Below are 321 nucleotides of genomic sequence, written 5' to 3' on the forward strand. Positions count from 1 at the left end.
TTCATCATTTACCTGTTTTCCGCAAACATTTCTGAAAAATAACCACTGACAATCTTCTTCCATACATTTAGCAACTTTCTTGTATAAACGAACACTTTGTTTTTTACAAACGGGACAAACCAATGCAGGTGAAGCAATTCCTTCGATTTCCATCGTTAAAAAATCTTCTGTGATTTTTTGGGTATAGTCTTTCATCGCTTGTAGGAAATCTTCTGGAGGGAGTTGCCCTTCCTCAATTTCATTGAGAGAGGCTTCCCATTCACCCGTTAATGCCACATCAGCGATTTTTCGGTCTTTGACCCATTCATAGACTTTCAACCC

General features: G+C 38.6%; 1 pseudogene. It reads right to left on the reverse strand.

Annotated features, from left to right (window positions below):
• Positions 1-321 (reverse strand): annotated as a pseudogene (locus VQ048_RS13120) (type IA DNA topoisomerase); the annotation flags it as partial.

It is taken from the genome of Bergeyella anatis (genome assembly GCF_036016955.1).
GTDB lineage: Bacteria > Bacteroidota > Bacteroidia > Flavobacteriales > Weeksellaceae > JAYWXI01.